17 protein-coding genes and 1 tRNA gene are annotated in these 18,189 nt (G+C 46.7%); 12 read left to right on the top strand and 6 right to left on the bottom strand.

Going from position 1 to position 18,189, the window contains the following annotated elements; all coding sequences use genetic code 11:
* From VB081_RS08355 to VB081_RS08340, 4 genes are all read left to right on the top strand, one after another.
* Positions 1-194, top strand: a 194-nt coding sequence (locus VB081_RS08355; protein WP_323400365.1) for a ComF family protein, incomplete at its 5' end; no start/stop codon positions are given.
* 166 nt (positions 195-360) lie between these two features.
* Positions 361-996: a hypothetical protein gene (locus tag VB081_RS08350; RefSeq protein ID WP_323400364.1), complete on the top strand. Its 636-nt coding sequence runs from the start codon at positions 361-363 to the stop codon at positions 994-996.
* A gap of 11 nt (positions 997-1,007) precedes the next feature.
* Positions 1,008-2,327 carry a hypothetical protein gene (locus tag VB081_RS08345; protein WP_323400363.1) on the top strand — a complete coding sequence of 440 codons (1,320 nt, stop codon included), beginning with the start codon at positions 1,008-1,010 and terminating at the stop codon, positions 2,325-2,327.
* Positions 2,328-2,339: 12 nt separating this feature from the next.
* On the top strand, positions 2,340-3,131 hold the full coding sequence (locus tag VB081_RS08340; protein WP_323400362.1) for a hypothetical protein: 792 nt from the start codon (positions 2,340-2,342) through the stop codon (positions 3,129-3,131).
* A gap of 113 nt (positions 3,132-3,244) precedes the next feature.
* Here VB081_RS08340 and hpf read toward each other — a convergent pair whose 3' ends face one another.
* On the bottom strand, positions 3,245-3,775 hold the full coding sequence (gene hpf, locus VB081_RS08335) for a ribosome hibernation-promoting factor, HPF/YfiA family (protein WP_323400361.1): 531 nt from the start codon (positions 3,773-3,775) through the stop codon (positions 3,245-3,247).
* Between the two features lie 457 nt (positions 3,776-4,232).
* Between hpf and secA the strand changes: the two genes are divergently transcribed.
* From secA to VB081_RS08315, 5 genes are all read left to right on the top strand, one after another.
* Complete coding sequence (gene secA / locus VB081_RS08330; protein ID WP_323400360.1) at positions 4,233-6,959, top strand: preprotein translocase subunit SecA; 2,727 nt, start codon at positions 4,233-4,235, stop codon at positions 6,957-6,959.
* Between the two features lie 164 nt (positions 6,960-7,123).
* Positions 7,124-7,342, top strand: a complete 219-nt coding sequence (locus VB081_RS08325) for a hypothetical protein (protein WP_323400359.1) — start codon at positions 7,124-7,126, stop codon at positions 7,340-7,342.
* Between the two features lie 138 nt (positions 7,343-7,480).
* The gene (locus VB081_RS08320; RefSeq protein ID WP_323400358.1) at positions 7,481-7,666 is read left to right on the top strand and encodes a hypothetical protein; all 186 of its coding nucleotides are present in this window, start codon (positions 7,481-7,483) and stop codon (positions 7,664-7,666) included.
* Between the two features lie 124 nt (positions 7,667-7,790).
* Entirely contained in the window at positions 7,791-7,916 is a 126-nt protein-coding gene (locus VB081_RS15015; protein ID WP_442872716.1) for a MerR family DNA-binding transcriptional regulator, read from the top strand.
* Positions 7,894-8,541: a GyrI-like domain-containing protein gene (locus tag VB081_RS08315; protein WP_323400357.1), complete on the top strand. Its 648-nt coding sequence runs from the start codon at positions 7,894-7,896 to the stop codon at positions 8,539-8,541. Before VB081_RS15015 ends, VB081_RS08315 begins: the two co-directional genes overlap by 23 nt.
* 60 nt (positions 8,542-8,601) lie before the next feature.
* Here VB081_RS08315 and VB081_RS08310 read toward each other — a convergent pair whose 3' ends face one another.
* Together VB081_RS08310 and prfB are read right to left on the bottom strand one after the other, a co-directional pair.
* On the bottom strand, positions 8,602-9,648 hold the full coding sequence (locus tag VB081_RS08310) for a DUF2776 family protein (protein WP_323400356.1): 1,047 nt from the start codon (positions 9,646-9,648) through the stop codon (positions 8,602-8,604).
* Between the two features lie 111 nt (positions 9,649-9,759).
* Positions 9,760-10,863, bottom strand: coding sequence for a peptide chain release factor 2 (gene prfB, locus VB081_RS08305; protein WP_323400355.1), 1,104 nt, complete (start codon positions 10,861-10,863; stop codon positions 9,760-9,762).
* Positions 10,864-11,001: 138 nt separating this feature from the next.
* Here prfB and VB081_RS08300 point away from each other — a divergent pair, with 138 nt between their 5' ends.
* Complete coding sequence (locus tag VB081_RS08300; RefSeq protein WP_323400354.1) at positions 11,002-13,014, top strand: LTA synthase family protein; 2,013 nt, start codon at positions 11,002-11,004, stop codon at positions 13,012-13,014.
* Between the two features lie 160 nt (positions 13,015-13,174).
* Positions 13,175-14,233, top strand: a complete 1,059-nt coding sequence (locus VB081_RS08295) for an NAD(P)H-dependent flavin oxidoreductase (protein WP_323400353.1) — start codon at positions 13,175-13,177, stop codon at positions 14,231-14,233.
* Positions 14,234-14,336: 103 nt separating this feature from the next.
* On the opposite strand, the gene VB081_RS08290 is transcribed toward VB081_RS08295, so the two are convergent.
* Positions 14,337-14,846: a helix-turn-helix domain-containing protein gene (locus VB081_RS08290; protein ID WP_323400352.1), complete on the bottom strand. Its 510-nt coding sequence runs from the start codon at positions 14,844-14,846 to the stop codon at positions 14,337-14,339.
* A gap of 509 nt (positions 14,847-15,355) precedes the next feature.
* Here VB081_RS08290 and VB081_RS08285 point away from each other — a divergent pair.
* Positions 15,356-16,588, top strand: a complete 1,233-nt coding sequence (locus VB081_RS08285) for a hypothetical protein (RefSeq protein ID WP_323400351.1) — start codon at positions 15,356-15,358, stop codon at positions 16,586-16,588.
* A gap of 234 nt (positions 16,589-16,822) precedes the next feature.
* Here VB081_RS08285 and VB081_RS08280 read toward each other — a convergent pair.
* Positions 16,823-16,899 (bottom strand) — tRNA-Met (locus VB081_RS08280).
* 139 nt (positions 16,900-17,038) lie between these two features.
* The gene (locus tag VB081_RS08275) at positions 17,039-17,884 is read right to left on the bottom strand and encodes a site-specific integrase (RefSeq protein WP_323400350.1); all 846 of its coding nucleotides are present in this window, start codon (positions 17,882-17,884) and stop codon (positions 17,039-17,041) included.
* Between the last annotated feature and the right edge of the window lie 305 nt (positions 17,885-18,189).

Raw genomic sequence — 18,189 nt, 5'->3', positions numbered from 1 at the left:
GCGCCCGGCAGCGAAGGGAAAATATCAAAGGCGCGTTCGCACTCGCAGATGGTGCGGACATAGCGGGGAAAAGTATTTTGCTCATCGACGATATCTATACGACGGGAGTGACGGTGAGCGAGGCGATGCGGCCTTTAAAAGAGGCGGGCGCGTCGGTCATGGTGTTTACTTATTCCCGGGAATTTCGAGAATAAAACAGATAAAGCGTGCGGTCGATTGTGGGCGCAATGTCCGCAAATGTCCGCGCGGCGTCAGGCAATGTCCACTATGGGAGTGGTATGATGGTATTGTAGAAAAATATGCAAAGGAAGAACGCATGACCGCGTTCTTTTTTTGTGCGAAAAAGAAAGGAAAAAGAAGATGGAAAACAGTCAGTACAAAAACCAGATGGATGAGTGGGCAAAAAAGAAACGAGAGGAAGAACGCAAACGACAGGCGGAAGAAGCGCGTAGGAAGCGTGAGGAGGAGCTGCGCAGGCAGGAGGAAGAACGCAGGAAACGAGAGGAAGAAGCACAGCGCAAGCGGGAAGAGGAACAGAAACGCGCGGAAGAGCAAAAAAAGCGAGAGGAAGAAGCACGCAAGTTTGCGCAAGGCAATCCGGGTACGCAGACATACGCGGAGGCGGTGTATGGGAACAAGTGGCGGGATAAAGAGCAGCCAACCCCGCAGCGGCGGCAGACGCAAAAGCAGGAAGCGGTTAAGGCAGATGTTCCACAGCCGCAGGGTAAGACATACACAAGGATACTGATGGACAAGGTACTTGCGCACAAGGGGGATACGGGCGACCCATTTTTGATGGAGCTGAACCGCGACAGATGGGAGGAGGAATATAAGGATGGCAGGACAAAGGCGTTTCAAGGTATGATCGGTGATTATGCAGATAAGCTGTTAACGGGTAAGGCCAAGCCGTCGGAAGGACTGGGGAAAAGGGCGAACGTTCGGACGGCGATCTTGCCGACCCGTTTTTGCAGGGGCTGTGGGGTGATAAGGAACTGAAGGAAGAATTCATGAAGCAGCAAAGCGAGAGGTTTGCGTACAAGCTAGATGCGCGGATTCAGGAATTGAGGAAAGAAAGAAACACGGCAGACGCGATACAAACGGTAGCGCCGCCTGTACAAAAAGATACCGTAAAGAGCGCGGGAATGGTGTATAATACAGGTAATGGAATAAAAGCGGACGGCAGCGCATCTATAGATAGTAAGGGGATTGCGCAGCCGATGTCGGCGATGGTGAGCGATCCGCCGCAGGCAACGCAGGAGCTGAAAGCGAACGCATTGCCCGTAACGACGGAAGGGATACGTGACTATTTGAAAGCACATCCGGATGAAACAATCCACGGTGTGAACGCGGCAATGTTGGATGGCTTTGAAGGACAGTTGGACGAGATACAAAAAAATGGGCCGCAGTTATCAAAACCGCCGCAGCCTGTGCAAAAGACAAGCGAGATCGACTGGACACAGGAATATGACCCACAACCATCGGCAGAGCCTCCGCAGCCAAAGCCAAAGACAGAGGGGACGATTTCCAACGAAGCGAATAATAAGACGCAATATACGGATTGGGAGAAATTAAAAAACGATCCGGTAAGTTCGGCGCTTGCTCCGATGATCGGAGAGGCGGAAAAAGCGCTCAAGGGCGCGCTTAACAAAGGTGAAAAGCCCGATGGAACGCCTATTTATCAATATAAAGATTGGTCAGATGAAGACGTTCGGGTGTGGTATGCAACGTCGGGCAGTACCGCGGATAAGCTAAACGAGATCAGTGCGAAAATAAGCGGTGTGGAGACAAATCCTGACATTAAGGGGATCGGCGAAGCTGTTTATTTGAGCGAAGAAGATGCGGCAAAGGCGTTTGCGGGAATCGCCAAGAACAAGCCGGATTGGGCTACAAACGAATATGCGGCGATGATGGTGACGGTAAAAGTACCGCAGACCGACCCGACAGGCAAGGTATATGTAGCGGAGAGAACGCTGTTGCTGCCCGCGATTGAAGGAGGCGCAAGCAACGTGATCGTCCCTGTGGTGGAGCAGTACCTCAAATTTGCGGGTTTGGTAACATCCGAGGCGGGAATCCCTGTGACCGGTGTTTCGTTTATTCATAGTCATCCGAGCAATGGAGGAGGCATCGTTGATGAATTCTCCAATGGAGATAGGATAGTAGGCATGATGCCGGGCGTTGCGAACATGTACCGTGTGAATGGAGACAGCGGACAGATTTGGCGTTACAACGAATGGGAGGAGCAGATGTATGGAAAGGATAAAGGGTATTGGAAAAAATCTCGCGGTTATTTGTACAATAATACATATAACGGAGTTGAAATCAATTAAAGGAGAATGCCAATGAAACAAAAAACGCGTAAAGGGCTTATCATAGCGGGGACGATTGCAGGGTGGATCGCAGCGGCGATCCTCGTGCTGGTGGTGTTGAGCGGCATGGGCGTGATCGATTTTGGGCGTCCGAATTTGATATTCGATACATATAAGGGAAAGCCTGTTTATCAGGAACTTGGAGCTGAGAAGGATAGCAGATGGGCGGATATCGTGATAGAAGGGGAATTGTATACACATAGAAATTCAACGCCGTGGCGGGCAAAAGCGGTGGGAGAAGTCATTGGGTATGGCAACTATATGGGGGGTGCGACACTGAGCGCGTTGAGAGATGACCCGAACAGGGATTTTTTGCAGTTGGATACGCAGTGGGGGACGGGGATATACAGCGAACTTTACCGCCGCGCTTCGATTGAATTGCCGCCGGTGGACGAGCAAACAATAAATGAGATTAGATTTTATAAAGGAGAAGACGATTATCAGGATACATTTAAAGAAAAAACTGAGATGCAGCTTTTGTTTTCAACGCGTGATAAAGGAAAAATCAAGCAATTGATTGATGAAATGAAAACGCGGGATGGCATTGATCCATTAGGTGCGGGATCTAGTGAATATTTGGGAATATTGCAGTTTTTAAACGACGAATATCCGATGCTAGATTGTACATTTACCGTGTGGTACAGTAATACCAACGAATATGAACTTTCAAATGCGATCGAAGATGATGGAGCAGGATTTATTAAGGATGCTTATAACATTGTAACAGTGTCACTTGAAATTTTGGAGCCGCTGCTTGGGGAGTAGAAGCGAAAATAGGAAAGAAGCTTTGGAATATACTGTATTATCGTGCTGCGATCATAAAAGAGGGGCTGTATTCTACTGAATACAGCCCCCTCTTTTTTATTGTTTGTTTTTCATTACTGCGGCTCGATGAGCCCATAGTTTCCGTCTGTGCGCTTGTAAAGGACGTTGACCTCGTTGTTGTGCATATTGCGGAAAACAAAGAAGTTATGCCCCAGAAGATCCATCTGCATGATCGCGTCTTCCACATCCATCGGACGCAGCGCAAATTTCTTTTTGCGTACGAGCTGCGGTTCGTCTTCCTCGAAATCGTCTTCGTAGTAGTCGTATACGGTTTCCTCGTCAAAGGCCGATTCGTGCAGCCTGCGCTCCAGCTTGGTGCGGTGCTTGCGCATTTGCCGTTCGAGTTTTTTGAGTACAGCGTCGATCGACGAATACATATCGCCGGTCGCTTCTTCACCCCGCAGTACAACACCGTCGCATACGATCGTGACCTCCGCAATGTGGCGGGATTTCTCGATGGACAGCGTCACCTGCATTTCCGTATCTGGCTTGAAGTAGCGTTCCAGCTTGCCTGCTTTCTTATTTACGATGTCGCGTAAATAATTGGAAACATTGATGTTTTTGCCGGAAATATTGATATTCATGTAGTTCGCCCCTTCCGTTTGATAGTATTTAAGATATTCTGCATGACCTTGCTGGTTTCCTTTAAAAAAGCAAAATCTGCGGCAAAAGATTCGCCCGACCTGGTCTTTTCCCCCACATTCGCCGCCCGGGAGCCCCGCAGCATTACGCCACTCTTACTCCTCTCTTCCTTTTTGGAAGGACGGTCTTACGTCTAGCCGCACTATGCTCACACGAAAACGTGCTTACGTGGACCGCTTTGCCTGCGACTGGCATCGGCTTGCAACCACGGACACGAATCCTTCACCACAGATTTCGTTAGCATTATTATAAAGAAACCACAAACAAAGCACAATGTATTTATAAACTTTTTGTAGATTTTGAATCGATTCGATTTACTTCATATGGTAACTTTGATAAAATGTAAGGAATTGGTTTAATAATAATGACTGTATATAAAGAGAGAAGGTTACAATATTTATGGGACTGTTTTCAAATTCGGCGCTGCGTCCGGTCAAGAAATTAGCAGACAAGGTAGAGGCGCTCTCGTCGGTTTATGAGGAAATGAGCGACGACGAACTCGTTGCGATGACGGAAAAATTCAAAAAGCGTCATCAGGCGGGGGAATCTCTGGACGCTCTTTTGCCCGATGTTTTTGCGCAGGTGCGCGAGGCCAGCTGGCGTGTGCTGGGGATGAAGCATTTTTATGCGCAGGTATTAGGTGGCATCGTCCTTCACCAGGGCAACATCGCGGAGATGAAGACAGGTGAAGGTAAAACGCTGGTAGCGACGCTTCCGGCAGTGCTGAACGCGATTTCCGGCAAGGGCGTGCACATCGTCACGGTCAACGAATACTTAGCCAAGCGCGACAGCGAGTGGATGGGCAAGGTGTTCCGCTATTTAGGCTATACAGTTGGGCTTGTGACGCGCGAGCTCGATAAAGCGCAAAAACAAAAGGCATATGCCTGTGACATTACCTATTCGACAAACAATGAGCTTGGGTTCGATTACCTAAGGGATAATATGGTCATTCGCAAGAGCGACCTTGTACAGCGCGAACTGAATTTTGCAGTCGTCGATGAAGTGGATAGTATTTTGGTCGATGAAGCGCGTACGCCGCTCATCATTTCCGGGCAGGGCGATAAGGGTACCGACCTTTACCAGCAGGCGGACAAGTTTGTCAGCAGGCTGAAGGAAGAGGACGACTACGAAGTCGACGAAAAAATTAAGGCCATCAACCTAACGGAAGACGGTGTCAAAAAAGCGGAGCAGTTTTTCAAGCTTGACAACCTGACGGATATCGAGAACACAGAGACCGTGCATCATATCAACCAGGCTTTAAAAGCGCACCGCCTCTTTATCCGCGACCGCGAGTATGTGGTGACGGACGACAAGGAAGTCGTGATCGTCGATGAATTTACAGGACGACTGATGATCGGCCGCCGCTATTCGGACGGGCTGCACCAGGCGATCGAGGCCAAGGAAGGCGTGAAGGTAGAGCGTGAGTCAAAAACGCTTGCGACCATCACGTTCCAGAACTTTTTCCGTATGTACAACAGGCTTTCGGGTATGACGGGTACGGCAAAGACGGAAGAAGACGAATTCCAGAGCATTTATAATTTACAGGTCGTGGAGATCCCCACACACCGCCCGATGGTGCGTAAGGACTTGAACGACGCGATCTATGGAACGAAAAAAGGAAAGTTCAACGCGGTCGCGGACGAGATCGCGGCAGTCCACGAGACGGGACGACCGATCCTTGTGGGTACGGTTTCGGTTGCGGACAATGAATATCTATCCTCCCTGCTTGTAAGGCGCGGGATCAAGCATGAGCTGCTCAATGCCAAGAACCATTTGCGCGAGGCGCAGATCGTGGCACAGGCCGGTAAGAAAAACGCGGTCACCATCGCGACAAACATGGCAGGCCGTGGTACGGATATCATCCTTGGCGGTAATCCCGATTACCTTGCCAGAAACGAAATGCGTACGGACGGCATGGAAGATGAGATGATCGAGAATGCGGTCAGCCATGCGGTGACGGACGATCCGGAAATCCTTGCGGCGCGCGAAAAATATACGGAGCTGCTTGCGAAATACAAGAAAATTACAGACGCGGAGCATGAAGAAGTCATTGCGCTCGGCGGCCTTGCGATCATCGGTACGGAACGGCACGAATCCCGCCGTATCGATAACCAGCTACGTGGTCGAAGCGGACGGCAGGGAGACCCGGGTTCTTCCAAATTCTTCATCGCGCTCGAAGACGATCTGATGCGTCTGTTCGGCGGCGACCGGATCAAGGCTATGATGGAACGCCTTGCCGGAGACGAGGACGATATGCCGCTCGAGTTCGGCATGCTGACCAAGCAAATCGAAACGGCACAAAAACGCATCGAGAGCAACAACTTTAATTTAAGAAAGCACGTGCTTGATTATGACGATGTCATGAACAAGCAGCGTGAGGTCATTTACGGTCAGCGCAAGCAGGTGTTGATGGGTGACGATATCACGGGCAATATCACAAGCATGGTGGAAACGCTCGTAGATATGGCGATCGGTGTATACTGCCCCAAAGGGAAGTATTCCGAGGAATGGGACTGGGACGATCTGTACGCCTATTTTGAGCGCGTATTTGCCCTGAAGGTGAAACGCTACAGCGACGACGAGAAAGAGACGGCAGAGGCTGCTGTACTGCGTCAGGAGCTCATGGACGCGGTGAACGAGGCATACGCGCAAAAGGAACGGGAAATGGACGGCGCGGGCTTCAATATGCGCGACGTGGAGCGCATGGTGCTGTTGCGCGTGGTAGACTCCAAGTGGATGGATCATATCGACGCGATGGATCAGTTCCGCCGCGGCATCGGCCTGCGCGCCTTAGGGCAGCGCGATCCGATCAATGAATACCGCATCGAAGGGTTTGATATGTTCGACGCGATGGTTGACGCCATCCGCGAAGAAACAGTATATATGCTCTCCCATATCAAAGTGGAAAGCAAGGTCGAGCAAAAAGAAGTGAGCAATGCGCGGGCGAACGTGGACGAGGACGGTAACCCCATCGCATCGGGGCAAAGAAATGTGCAGGCCAGCGCAAACGGCAGCACGGGCGAGGCGCAAATGCCTGTGCGCGTAGAAAAGAAAGTGGGCAGGAACGAGCCGTGCCCTTGCGGCAGCGGCAAAAAATATAAGAACTGCTGCGGCAAAGACGACTGAACATAAAAACCGTATAAGGTTTCTCCGTTTGGTATAAAGGCGGTATTAAAAAGCTGCCGGGGCTATTGGCAAAACAAAAAGTTGACCCTATAATGGCCTTAAGCGATGCGCGAAAGAGCGTGACGCAAACAGATACCGAATAAACAACGGAGGAAGAAAAAGTTATGGTTTCTCTAAGACGGCATGAGGTCATGAAGACACTCTCGACTGAAATGTTTTCGGAGGCAAGAAGGCTACTCGGGAAAAACCGGATTTTGTGCGATTACAGCGTGGTATATCACGACCGCACATGCGGGAACAGGGAAGTGCGGTACCTTTACGTTCATGACAACGATTACAGGGAAGCGTACCGGATCCTGCATACGCTGGGATATGTTCAATAATTGAAAAATAAGCAGGAAAGGAACGTTTGAAAAACGTTCCTTTTTTAATACAAATATCTCTTGCTTATCTTCTTGGGCAGGAGTATGATATGGTAGGCGTAGAAAAATGCTGTGTGGCATAAGGAGGAAGAATGCAACATGATGCCGTGGAATCGTAAAGAAATCTGGATGGGCAGCGACGAACAGTTTTTCTTAAAACTGAAAAAGGCACTCTCCAGCTGTCAGGTCAAATGCGCATCTGACAGAAAAAACGGGTATTACGTGTACGTACACAAATACGACTATGAAAAAGCCAGACATGCCCTGCAAAAAATGAACAGATAAAGGATGCCGCAAGGCGTCTTTTTTATTGCAAAAAACTTTTTAAAAAAAGCACTTGACCTTACCGTTAGGGCAACGCTTATACTAGACTTATGAACCGGTTCTAATAAACGAAAGGACGAAGCTGATGTTTACGATAGGAGAATTTTCTGCGCTGTGTCAGGTCACGACCAAAACGCTGCGCCACTACGACAGGATATCGTTATTACGAAGCGTCGCAGTTCCGCGATATGTTTTTTATCCTGAAATGTAAGGACTACGGATTTACGCTCGAAGAGACGGCGGAGCTTTTGCAAGCGGATTCCAACATGGTGGCGGCGCGGTTTGCCGTCAAGTATGAAGAACGAAAAAACGATATCGTACATCGGCAAAGCACCCTCGCAAAAATGCGGGAGGACATGGATTTGCTTAAGAAAGGAATGGATATTATGAATAAAGGAACGCAGGAAGTGAAACTGATAGATACAAAGCCGTTTGAGCTCGTTAGCGTGCGTGACGTGATCGCGATCAAAGATTTTGACAAGCTGTTTGGCCGGGCGATGAAGAAGATTGCGAAGAATGGACTTAGCTGCCGTGGCGGCGTGATCGCAATGTATCATGGAGAGGAATTTGACCCGGAGCATACGGATGCGGAGGTCGGCGCGATCGTGCCCCATAAAAGCGAGGTGTCGCGGACAATTCCCGGCGGGCAGTGCGCGATGGCGGCACATCTGGGCTCGTACACAAACCTTGGGGAAACGTACGGCGCGATCGTCAAATGGATCGAGGACAACGGTTACGGCATCATCGGCGACCCGTATGAAAAGTATCTCAACAATCCGCACGAGGTAGCGGAAGACGATCTGGTAACGGAAATTTATTTCCCGGTCGCAAAATAAAGAGTATGTCATTGTACAAAAAACGGCGTGGACTCCATGCCGTTTTTGATTGCAAAGATGTCAGGACGACTTGGCAGTGCCCGATTCCAGGATTGAAACGATGGCAAACAGCGTAAAACATACCGCACCGAGACCGACTATAATATGGGCAGGAACAAAAAAGCTCGGGTTTGTATAAGAAGCCTCGAAAAGAAACGCAGCTAAAAACAGACAGGATAAGGCCGTCATAACGGGAATCATAGGAATGCGCTTACCAAGAGGAGCGCTGCGCCGCCATACGGAAGCAAGAAGAAGAACCTTGCTCGAAATGCTGTAGCAGATCAGGCCAAGCCCAATGAGCACAAATCCCGGCGCGACCATAGCCGCGCTGTAAGGGATCATAAGCAGGATACCCCAGATAAGGCATGTCGTACCGAGGACCGCGACAAAAATGCTCCATTTCCAGCGTTCTGCATTGCCAAATTTGTTTTGTATCTGCCGCAGGATTGTAGCCACAAGGGCGATCAGACAGGCGCATATCAGCCCCAGCCCGATCATGACATGTCCAGCTACAAGGGATGGCGTACTGCCGCCCGCAAGCAGTATAATGCCACGGATCAGAGCAATCATGGTGCAGATGATGGGAATGCTGAAATAGATGGCGTAGGTTTGTTTTGAGTAACCGTCCTTAACAGGCTGACCATAGGTAAGAACGGATGAGTTTTCAGTGATTTTGGAAAACTTTCCGGACGAAATGGCCACGGTAGCGACACAGCACGCGATAAGCCCTACGCCGGATACAACGTTGCCGGATACGAAGTCCGCGGATGAACCGCCTGATGTAAAGAGCATAATGCCGCAAATAAATGTAATGATACCGGCAGCATAACCAAGGATTGGATAGAATACCTTATCGGCCTTTGTGTAACGCTTGATGATTTGGCGGATGATGGTTGCAGCTGTTGCAAACAGGGCGATGCAGATGGCGGTGAGCGAAATAAGTACGTTGCCTGCAATGATATATCCGTCGCCCACGCCCATCTCCCGGACATAAAGCCCGAATGCGAGACAGATAGCACCCATCAAAAGTGGGATGGCGCGAAAAAATACACTGATTTTTAAATTCATGGTGAATCTCCTTTCATGAATACAATCATTTTTTACATACCCCGTACAGGCGACCGCAACATTAAAAAAGACGGATGATACCATCATCCGTCTTTTTGATCTGGTTATATTTTAGAATCCCTGTATCAAACAGGCCTTGATGAATTCGTCAATATCGCCGTCCATCACAGCGTTGATGTTTCCGACCTCCACGTTTGTTCGGTGGTCTTTTGCCATCGTATACGGGCAAAAGACATACGAGCGGATCTGGCTGCCCCATTCGATCTTTTTCTGGTCGCCTTTGATCTCCGCCAGATGCGCCATACGTTCTTCCTCGCGTTTTTCCGCCAGCTTGGATTTTAGCATACGCATCGCGGTCTCGCGGTTTTGCAACTGCGAACGCTCGTTCTGGCACTGCACAACGATGCCCGTCGGGAAGTGCGTGATGCGGATCGCGGACGATGTTTTGTTGACGTGCTGTCCGCCCGCTCCGGAGGAACGATAGGTGTCCACGCGGATATCGTCAGGGCTTACCTCGATGTCGTTGTCCGCATCGTCGATCTCCGGCGTTACATCGAGCGAGGCAAAGGAAGTATGCCTGCGCGCATTGGAGTCAAACGGGGAAATGCGCACCAGGCGGTGTACGCCCTTTTCGTTGCGCAGATAACCGTAAGCGTTGTCGCCTGAAATGAGCATGGTGACGCTTTTGATGCCCGCATCGTCGCCGTCGAGTGTGTCTAAGATACGCACATCGTAGCCATGGCGCTCTGCCCAGCGCGTATACATACGCATGAGCATTTGTGTCCAGTCCTGCGCTTCTGTGCCGCCTGCGCCCGCGTGCAGCGAGATGATCGCATTATTTGCGTCATATGTGCCCGAAAGAAGCGTCTGGAGGTGGAAATCCGTCACGTTTTTTTCGAAGTCGGTAAGTTCTGCATTGAGCTCAGAAAGAAGCTCGTCATCCTGCTCCTCTTGTGCCATATCCACGAGGACTTTCAAGTCTTCCAGCGCAGCATAAAGCTTTTCACACAGCGTGATCTTTGCCTTTAAGGGTTTTTCCTGCCGGGTGATCTTGTTGGCGGTCTCTATGTCGTTCCAGAAATCCGGGTCTTCCATTTTGGCGGTCAGCACTGCGAGTTCTTCCTTCAAAGCAGGAAGATCGAGCGAGGCTGTTGCTTCGCCAAGCATCTTTTCCGCAGCCTGTATCCTTTGCTTTTGTTCGTCCGTTACTATCATATTCAACCTCTTGTTTTCTATCAAAAAATATCATTCTAAATATAGCATAAAAACGCTGGGAAGAAAAGAGGACAGGGACAAAAGTCAAACAGGTAAAATAGTTACATTTTTGTGCACAATGCTCTATAATAATACTGAATGAAGAATAAATTTTTTGAAAAAGATCAATTAAAGCTGTTTTTATGGTTTTTTTGTTCCGTTTTCTATTTTGAATCAATGGTACGGATATTGCAGGGCGTGCCGTATTTTGGAGCAGGGCTTCTATTTATTGCACTGTTTGGCGCCTCGCTTGCCGCGCTTCTTACGGCGATCTGTATGCTTTTGCCGCCAAAAGGCGGGAAGATTCTTTCGATCGTATTTTTAGCGCTGATGTACGCGCTGTATGTCATACAGATGTTTTATTACTTTATGTTCAGTACCTATTTGACGGTATTCTCTATCATCAACGGGATGGAGGCACTGGGATTCGGCGGGAATATATGGGCGACGCTCAGCGTTAAATGGCCGTTTGTGTTGTTGATGTTCGTTCCGTTTGTGCTGTATGTGATCTTTGCGCGTAAGCTGTGGCGTACACGCAATATACGTGGCGCACTGCTTCTTCTTGTGGCTGCGATCGCGCTGCATTTTGGCGGCAGGGTAATGCTGCCCGCGTTTGGCACAGGATATTTTTCACCGTATGAATACTATACCAGCAATTCATCGCTTAACCAGTCGGTACAGCATCTGGGGATTTTTACGACGTTCCGGCTGAACGCCCAGCGGCATTTTTTTGGAGAGCCGGAAGTACAGGGCACTGCTCCTTCTGCGCCGCCAAAAGAGACACCCCCGCTTGTATATCCCGAAGACAAGCTTGAAAGCACCACGGATGTGCCCGCGGCGGCAGAAGAAACGAAACCCAAGGAATATACAGAGCAGGTGCTGAATATCGATTTTGATGCGCTGATCCAAAACGCGCCGGACGAGCAAACACGCGCGATGCACGAATATTTTGCGAATGTGCAGCCTACGCGGGAGAACGAATATACCGGAAAATTCGAGGGATACAATCTGATCACGATCACAGCAGAGGCATTTGCGCCGTACGCGATCGACGAGGAGCTGACGCCCACCCTTTATAAGATGTACAATGAAGGATTCCAGTTCACCAATTTCTATTGCCCGGAATGGGAAGTGAGCACCTCGGACGGCGAATACGTCAACTGCCTTGGACTGGTCCCCAAGCGGGGCGTGTGGAGTATGTATCTTTCAGGAAAGTGGGAAAACGAGCTGCCGTTTGCGCTGGGCAACCAGTTTTCGGCGCTGGGGTACAATACGTTTGCGTACCATAACAATACCTATGACTATTACAACCGCGATCTTTCGCATCCCAACATGGGATATACGTATAAAGGGCTTGGAAACGGTCTGGAGGTAACGCAGACATGGCCGGAATCCGACCTTGAGATGATCGATCTTTCTACCAAAGATTACCTGACGGGTCAACCGTTCCATGCGTATTATATGACAGTGAGCGGGCATATGGCCTACAATTTTGACGGCAATGAGATGTCGAAAAAGAATCGGGAGCTCGTGAAAAATGTACCGATTTCGGAGGGCGCGAAGGCATATCTTGCGTGCAACATAGAGCTTGATCGTGCGCTGCAGCTTTTGCTTGAGCGGCTTGAGGAGGCGGACGTTGCCGATAAGACGGTGATCGCGCTGAGCCCGGATCATCCGCCGTATGGCCTTGCGCCGGAGGAGATCAGTGAATTTTTGGGGCACCCGGTGGATATGGATTTTGAATATGCAAAAAACACGTTTTTGTTGTATACGCCAAACATGGAACCGACAAAGGTGGACAAGGTCTGTTGCTCGCTCGATATTTTACCTACGCTGTCAAACCTGTTTGGCCTGCCGTACGATTCGCGGCTGCTGATGGGCAGGGACATCTTCTCGGACGCAGAGCCGCTGGCGATTTTTGGAAACCGAAGCTTTGTTACAGATAAGGTAAGCTTTGATTCGGATAGTGGCGAAGTAGTGCCCGTAGACGGACAGGCGATAGAAGAAGGATATATCGAATCTATCCAGCAAATTGTTGGGGATAAATTTCAGTGGTCGCAGATGATGTTGGATACGGACTATTACAGTCTGGTATTTGGGGAAGGGATATAGTTTTTTAAACGGTTGATAGAGGCGTTTAACTAAGAAAGTAGGATATGAAACATTAAGCGTGATATAATCAATTGGGGATGATAAAGGTTCAGGGGGGATTGCGAGACGGCAATAGCCGACCGAGCAGGTGCGGTATGGCCTTAAAACATAAGGAGAAACGATGAGCGAAGTACATATTGGAAACTTAGTCTTAAAGAAAGCCATAATTCAAGGCGGTATGGGGGTTGGCATTAGTTGTTCCAGGCTGGCAGGAGCAGTTGCACACGAGGGTGGTATGGGGGTTATTTCCACTGCACAGATAGGATATGGCGATCCGCGTTTTAGAGAGCAACCAGAAGAAACAAACTTGAAAACACTACCTGTGGAAATTAAAAGAGCAAAAGAACTCGCACAGGGCAATGGCGTAGTTGCCGTAAATATTATGTCTGTAACACAGCTATACGAGGATTATGTGAAAACAGCAATTGGTGCCGGTATTGATGCAATTATTTCAGGTGCTGGGTTACCGTTGGAACTGCCTGCTTTGGCAAAAGGCACGGATGTTAAAATTGCTCCCGTTTTGTCTTCCTTCAAAGCTGCTAAAGTGTTGCTGAATCTTTGGCATAAAAAGCATCAATCCACAGCCGATTTTTTGATTGTTGAAAGTCCGTATTCTGGTGGACATCAAGGGTACAACCGTAATAGCTTGGATCATTTAGATGAAATCAATAAGATTTTTGAGGATGATGTTAAAAAGGTGATTGAACTCAAAAAGACCTATGAAGAAATATATCAAAAGAGCATCCCTGTCTTTGTTGCAGGAGGTGTTTTTGATTCGGTGGATGTAAGTCATGCGATGTCTTTGGGTGCTGATGGAGTTCAAGTTGGAACGAGGTTTATTGTAACAGATGAGTGCGATGCGAACGAAAACTATAAAAACGCATACATCCTTGCAACAAAAGCTGACTTGACAATCATTGATAGCCCAGTTGGAATGCCCGCTCGTGTGCTGCGAAATTCATTTGTAGAGAGAATGATGAATGGCTCTGAAAAAATTACAAATTGCTACAATTGTTTGAAGGCCTGTGACCCCAGCACTGCAAAATACTGCATTTCAGAAGTTCTAATAAAATCCGCAAATGGTGACACCGAAAATGGACTTTTGTTTTGTAGCACCAATCCTGATCGAATTAACAAAATACAAAGCGTAAAAGATGTTATTGCAGATTTGGGACTGTAAGAACCTAACAAGCATACAGTTACTACACATTTTCTTGTAAAACCACGAGAGATAAGCAGGAATTTTGAGAAAGGTCTGAGCCGTACCCAAAATCAGAGCAGTTTTATACTTTTTTTCGTGTTAAGAAAATTCCAACGATTGCTCCTATAAGAATAATCGGTGCTAATCTGACAAACAGCCATTCAAATGCGTGAAAAGCTACTCCGACAACGCTGGTTTCAGGGGCACTATAATCCCAATCTAAGTAAGGACTATTTAATACGATTAAGACCGCAGAAATTAGTACTATGACCGCACACAATGAGATAAGTAGCCAATGAAGTGTTTTTCGTCTTGTGGTTTGCCTTTGTGCAAGCTGTAAGTTAATAATCTCCAGTTTTTCGGAAATTGCTTTTAAGTCATCAGCTTTTGCCTCAACAATCGCTTCTCCAAGTAAAGTGCTTACGGGTGTTTCAAGCACTTCCGATATAGATATTAATATTTCAGAATCAGGAACCGACAATCCTTGTTCCCATTTAGAGATCGTTTGTCGCACCACATTCAGTTTGACAGCAAGTTCTTCTTGCGAAAGTCCTTTCGATTTTCTGATTGCTTTAATGTTTTCGTTTAACATTATGGATAACCACCTTCCTTTCAGCCGTTATCACTATTGTATGAGAATCTGCCCGTTGCAACAAGCAACGCATATTAACATTCAAGCTTTATAGCCGTGATATGCTGTTGGGTATACTGGCAAAGAAGAAGTAAAGTTCAGCAAATTGTTTTTGGCATCTTTTACTTATCTAATAAAAAGACAAATTCTAATTTAATGATTACACAGGAACATAGCATAATTATACCGCAAAATAAAAATTTCTCCTTTGGAATGATTACTCAATTCCTATAGAAGCAATTGGTAAGGGTGTTTCTAAAGGAACTACATTAGAAAAGTCATTAAACAAAGGTTTTTCAACGGTCGATAGTAGCGTTTAACTTAAAATTGATAATGCGACAATATATATTGTCAAGCATGATCTCATATATTTGCAATGTTGCTTGAAAGTATTTCCGGCAGATGTGTGCTATACTTAAGCAGACCATTACCATTGAGAAAAAAGGTAAGGGGGAAAGCGTTTACTATAAATGAAAATAAAAACAAGAAAAGTAGGAATTGGTTTTATCACCGGAAGAAAAAGCTTTCGAGATGTGCTAACCACATACATGAAATGCTGGGGAAGCCATGTATTAGCTGTGAATGAGTCGATTGAGCTAAGCTTGTTTGTGGCATATGATCTTGATTATAATAATACCAAGCGAAGTGACTACACGAATATAAATATTGAGCTTCGTGAAATGCTAAAGGAAATACACTTTATAAGCCGCACATCGATTCAAACGGATGTACGTTTTTTAATGAAAAAGGGTGTTCTGACCAAAAATGAATCGGTTATTCTTTTTGAGAGGGGATATGCGGGCAAACGGAATGCTATTCTGTATACAGCAATAAAGCAAAACATGGATACCTTGCTTTTTTTGGACGATGATGAATACCCTCTTGCCGTACAAAAAGAAAACGATATCGAAAGCTGGACAGGACAACAAGTACTGAGAACGCACCTAAAATATATAGACGATACATATATTACAAACGGATACCATTGCGGCTATATTTCATCAATTCCAAACATGGCTTTTAATGATATTATGACAGAAAATGATTTCCGTAAATTTATTGAAGCGATCAGTAACGACATAATCAATTGGGAAAACATTAAAGCGATTATGGTAAATGGAAGTATCAAATATGCAGATGCAGATATTATTGCTTCACCTGCAGTGGATGTAGCATTATCAGTGGGAACAAAGTTCATCACCGGGTCAAACCTGTGTATCAATCTTAGGAGCCCCAACCAGACAAAACCTTTTTACAATCCACCTGGCGCGCGTGGGGAAGATACTTTTTTAAGCACATGCATTGCGGATAGAAGAGTTCTTCGTGTGCCTTGCTATACATTTCACGATGGATTTTCCCTATATGCGACCATGCTGAAAGGTGTGCTTCCGCAAAAATTACATCATGTCTCCATGAATACGAAGAAGATTGAAACCCGATTTTATAACACTTGTGTTGGATGGGTACGTTATAAACCCCTGCTATTATACATTACACAAAGAAATCGCTATACCGAACTGATCGAAGAGATGCGGGCAAAACTAAAAGAAACATTGCCAAAGTTATGCAGCTATTTTGACGATCCAAGGTATATGCAGCTTAGCAACGAGTTGGATAAGTACGATAGAGAAGTAAAAAAGCATTATGCAGCTTTTACTTTGTCACAGTCTGCTTGGAGCAACCTTATGGATTATACTATTTAGTTAATGACATGCGTATATGCTACGACCACCATCACCTTGATTTTGAGACTAACGCATATAGCAGAATAACCGCTTAACAAAAGCAAAAACGCATCCAAGGATGCATTTTGAATGGTAGCGGCGAGTGGATAGCGCGCACTTCGCCTAAGGCTCGTACTTGCATGAACCACCGGTGGTTCGATTCTCTCATCCGACTAAAATAAAAAACCTATACTAACGTATAGGTTTTCATTTTGGTAGCGGCGAGTGGATTCGAACCACCGACCAATCGGGTATGAACCGAGTACTCTAGCCAACTGAGCTACGCCGCCATCTGATTAAATTGTCTTGCAATATAATATCATAAGCGAAATGCAAAAGCAACGGTTTTTGCGCCTGAAATGAAAAAAGAACGGAGTCCGTTCTTTTTTCATAATAATGTAAGAGTATAACAAATATTGTGGAGGCCTATTAAAGTTCCAGCCGGGCAAGCGCACGGCTTTTTTCCTCGATGCTCCTGCTGGGGAGTAACTGCTGGCTGGAATATACCTTGTTGCCGAGGAGCTCGTTTAGCTCCATAACATCTTTTTCGCTTTCCAAAAAAGTACGGGAAAAATAAAGGCGAAGACCGCGTGTCGTGAGTTTTTGTTCCTGAATATGCACCATAGAGCCGAGCACCTTGAGTTGGCGGCAGATATAGCCGCGGTCGATGATCTTGTTGTTTCCCCGCCCGTTGAAGATAATTCCATTGCGGATACTGTTTTCTGCGCAATATTGCAGCAGTACCTTTTGCAGGTTGCGGGAAATGATGATCGTCCAGTGTTTGTCCCTGCGGTGCGCACGCGCATAACCTTCGTGTACAGCTTCGACAGTGATGAATTCAAGGTCGCTGTAGTTGATGCCTGTGCATGCAAAGGTGCGAATGATGTAGTAAAGCTTACTGTCCTCGCGGGCAGCAACCGCAAGCAGCTTGCGGTATTCTTCCTTTGTAAGGATATCCGGAGGGCAATCAGGTTCTTCTTTTTTGATGTTGTCCACGCAGAAATCCTCCGCACGGATAAAACGGAAAAACCGGTTCGCTGTGCCCAGCATATTGATGGCCGTCATGTTTTTATAGCTTTGCACGACATATTCTTTGAATGCAATCATATCTCCCGGGCTGACAGCTTGCTTTTTCAAGGTGTGTTCAAAAAAATACAGCATGTGCGCCAGATTGCGCGTATAAAGCGTAAAGGTGGAGGGAGAAATGTCTCTTTGATCAAACGTATCGAGATAAGTGCCTACTTTTTCTTTTAAAGTGTCGAGTGAAATCGTCATATGTTGTCTCCATAATTATTATTAGTGTTTCTTTGTGTGCAAAAAATTACTTATATCTATTTTATGATATGAACAGTCCGGAAAATATGGCCGGAAAGAAACACCACGCAAAAAAATTGATATATATGTGTGCGGTGCAAAACAAATGTATTTTCATGCCTGTAGAAAATAAAAATATTATTTCTGAAAAATCTTGCTTTTTATTTTGTATTAGAGTAAAATGACAATGAAAAAGAAAAATTCAAAAAAAAACACAATAATACGAAAATACATCTTGCGTTCTGTGCTTGAAAATGGCCGGAACG

It is taken from the genome of Christensenella sp., assembly GCF_034927525.1.
GTDB lineage: Bacteria > Bacillota > Clostridia > Christensenellales > Christensenellaceae > Christensenella.
This window is presented reverse-complemented; position numbering and strand designations above follow the sequence as displayed.